This is a genomic window from uncultured Fibrobacter sp. (assembly GCF_947166265.1).
GTDB lineage: Bacteria > Fibrobacterota > Fibrobacteria > Fibrobacterales > Fibrobacteraceae > Fibrobacter.
Genome location: NZ_CAMVDO010000089.1, coordinates 1 through 2,581 on the forward strand (window position 1 = coordinate 1; position 2,581 = coordinate 2,581).

A 2,581-nucleotide genomic window follows, 5' to 3' on the forward strand; every position below is an offset into this window, starting at 1 on the left:
TCACGGACGGGCCCTTGGTCATGTAGGCTTCGAGTTCCGGGAAGAACGGCTTTTCTACGTGTTCAGCGTAGAAACCGCGAGCATCAGCAGAAGTCATCTGGTGCATCTTCACGGCGCAGACAGAGAGGCCTGCAGCGATGTAACGGTCGATAATGCGTCCGATGAGGCCAGACTTGACCGCATTGGGCTTGATCATTGCAAATGTCATTTCCATAGTTGGTACCTTTTAGTTTAAGATGTGTGAAATATAGTTTTTTTACTCTTCTGCTTCGATTTTCTTCATCAAATCATCGGCGAGTTTGCCGTCACTTTTGATGTTGTCGAGAAGCCACTGGGCCGATTCCCTGAGTTCACTTTTCGGATACTTCTTCAGGAACTCTTCAAGAACCTGACGAGCATCGTCGTTGCGTTTCATATTTTCATTCAAGATGAACGCACGGCTGAACATCGCCTTTTCGGCATTCGGGTTTTCCGGCCACATCATGTAATAGGCATAGTACTCCAGTTCTGCAGCCCAGAACTCATTATTCTCGCTAAGAATCTGGGAACTTTCATAGGAATACTTTTCGAACAGGGAATCGTTTTCCGCATACGCAAGGAGAATGGTACGCAGGGTTTCGACAGATTCCTTCCACAAGCCATCGCGCATGAGCGAGTCCGCACGCGCCTTCAGAGTCGAAGCACTCATATCCACCTTATATTCGGGAGTGCTCGTATCATAAAGATGTACCGTAGCCTTGCTATAAGCTTCAGAAGAAAGCCTTTTGCTAAAGACCTTTTGATACTCGCTGTGGAGCCTCCGATAATTTTCGAACATCGTTTGTTCTAAAGTGACGCCTGCACCCGAGAAAGTACGTTCCAGATAATACAAACGCTTATAGAGGTTCTGCGGAATCGCAAGAATCTTGTTCAAGATTTCCTTAGAGTCCTCGTAAGAGAGCCCCGGTTTTTCGGGATTGCCAATTTTTTCATACAAAGCCTTCGTCTGTTCTTCGGGAACATTCTTTCCGTCCTTCAACCTTTCGAAATAATGGTCGCAAATGAAGTTCCAGCGCATATAACGGACCATTGCCCGGTATTCCCAGCTACGATTCAGGCGGGCCTTTTCAGCTGCAAAGGAAAACGCGTAGAAATCCGCAAGCATTTCGACCAGGCGAGAATGCGTTTCGCCATTCAGATTGCGCTTATAGATCATTTCGTTCTGAGCCAGAAGGTCACGTTCGGTAAGCAGCGGCTTTCCGTCTTGAGAAATCAAGACGAACGAAGAATCCACCTCGAAAAAGCGGCCCATCTTTGCGCCCAAGGAAATTTCCTTTTCAACACGATCAAAAGGCTTCAACTGGGACGGAACCTGCTTTACAAGGAAGAACCTATGGAACTGGCCGTTATTTGCGCGTATGGTAGAGGAAACATACCCTTCGGACTTACCGTCCAGTTCGGCAAGAGCATCGACCATTCCAATGCCATAAGGCAAGGCAAAGCCCTTCTTGACGCGACCCACATAGCCGCTATCCTTTGCAGTCAATTCATTTTTGCTACTTGAAACCGCAGAAAGCTTAAACTGTTCCAAAGAAGGTGTTTCTGCAAACAAATTAGCAAGCTTCAGGGAATCCGAATCCTGGATATGATACACTTCATATCCGGGGACCGTCATGAACATATCCTTGTGATGTTCGTAAAAACCCTTTGTCGAAATTTCGGGCAGCGGATTCACTTCTACGCGCTGATCCTTGCGCATATTCTGCATCAAGGTCGTCTGCAATTCCTGCTGACGGTTCTCAAAGTATTTATTCTGCCACAGAAGCGTATCCTGAACATTTTCCGGAGTTGCATTTTTTCCGACAAACGCCATGTAATCAGCCTTGCGCTTAGAGATATCGTACAGCTTTGCAACCGTCTTGCGCGCCTTCCTAAAATCCCCGAAAGAGTCTACAGGGAACAGCGAACGATTCGCATCGTAAAACTGGCGTAATTCACTTTCGGTATACATCAAGCATTCCAAAACATAAAAGCGCTGGTATACGGTCGTCAAGACACGCGGTTCGATATTCTTAAACCAAGTTTTCCATTCCTTTTCCAATTCAGGGAACTCGGAAAGGGCCCTGGACGTAAGGGCTGCCTTGGAATAAAAGTTTTCGTACAAGAGTTTGTTCTTGACCGTATCCGGCAATCTCGGATTTTTCAAAAGGAGATCGTAGTCTTCTTGATAAACCTTTTCGTCATCGATGCGAGCAAGGAGAGTATCCTTGTCACCAATGCCGTTACAGCCACTCAAGAAAAGCAGCGAAGCCAACGATGCAAGAGCCAGAAGTTTTGCCTTCATAAATCCTCTTAATTCAAAAAAACGTGCCAAAACAACTTACAAAAATTAGCCGACCCGTGAGCCGAGGCCCTCAAGTGTAAGCTGAGGGCGGAGGCGAGAGAAAAGGGCCTAGCAAATATTTTCCCTAGCATTAGCCCTTTTCGGTCACAAATATACGGCCGTTGCGGAACAGCTGCATCCACGGACCATCTTCGCCCCATTCAGCCGGGTGCCAAGAGTATTGGCAGGTGCGGAATACGCGTTCCGGGTGCGGCATCA

3 protein-coding genes are annotated in these 2,581 nt (G+C 47.2%); all 3 read right to left on the reverse strand.

Features of this window, described 5'->3' with window-relative positions; all coding sequences use genetic code 11:
• Positions 1-214 (reverse strand): nucleoside-diphosphate kinase (locus Q0W37_RS15355; protein ID WP_297702416.1); only part of this gene is annotated, 214 nt, incomplete at its 3' end.
• A 42-nt stretch (positions 215-256) separates the two neighbouring features.
• Entirely contained in the window at positions 257-2,323 is a 2,067-nt protein-coding gene (locus tag Q0W37_RS15360) for a tetratricopeptide repeat protein (RefSeq protein WP_297702417.1), read from the reverse strand.
• A gap of 130 nt (positions 2,324-2,453) precedes the next feature.
• Positions 2,454-2,579: a phosphoribosylformylglycinamidine synthase subunit PurQ gene (locus tag Q0W37_RS15490; protein ID WP_367186292.1), complete on the reverse strand. Its 126-nt coding sequence runs from the start codon at positions 2,577-2,579 to the stop codon at positions 2,454-2,456.
• Between the last annotated feature and the right edge of the window lie 2 nt (positions 2,580-2,581).

Bases quoted from the DNA above. Each gene is read 5' to 3' on its own strand.
- Q0W37_RS15490 (WP_367186292.1), bottom strand. From the start codon at position 2,579: ATGCCGCACCCGGAACGCGTATTCCGCACCTGCCAATACTCTTGGCAC.
- Q0W37_RS15360 (WP_297702417.1), bottom strand. From the start codon at position 2,323: ATGAAGGCAAAACTTCTGGCTCTTGCATCGTTGGCTTCGCTGCTTTTC.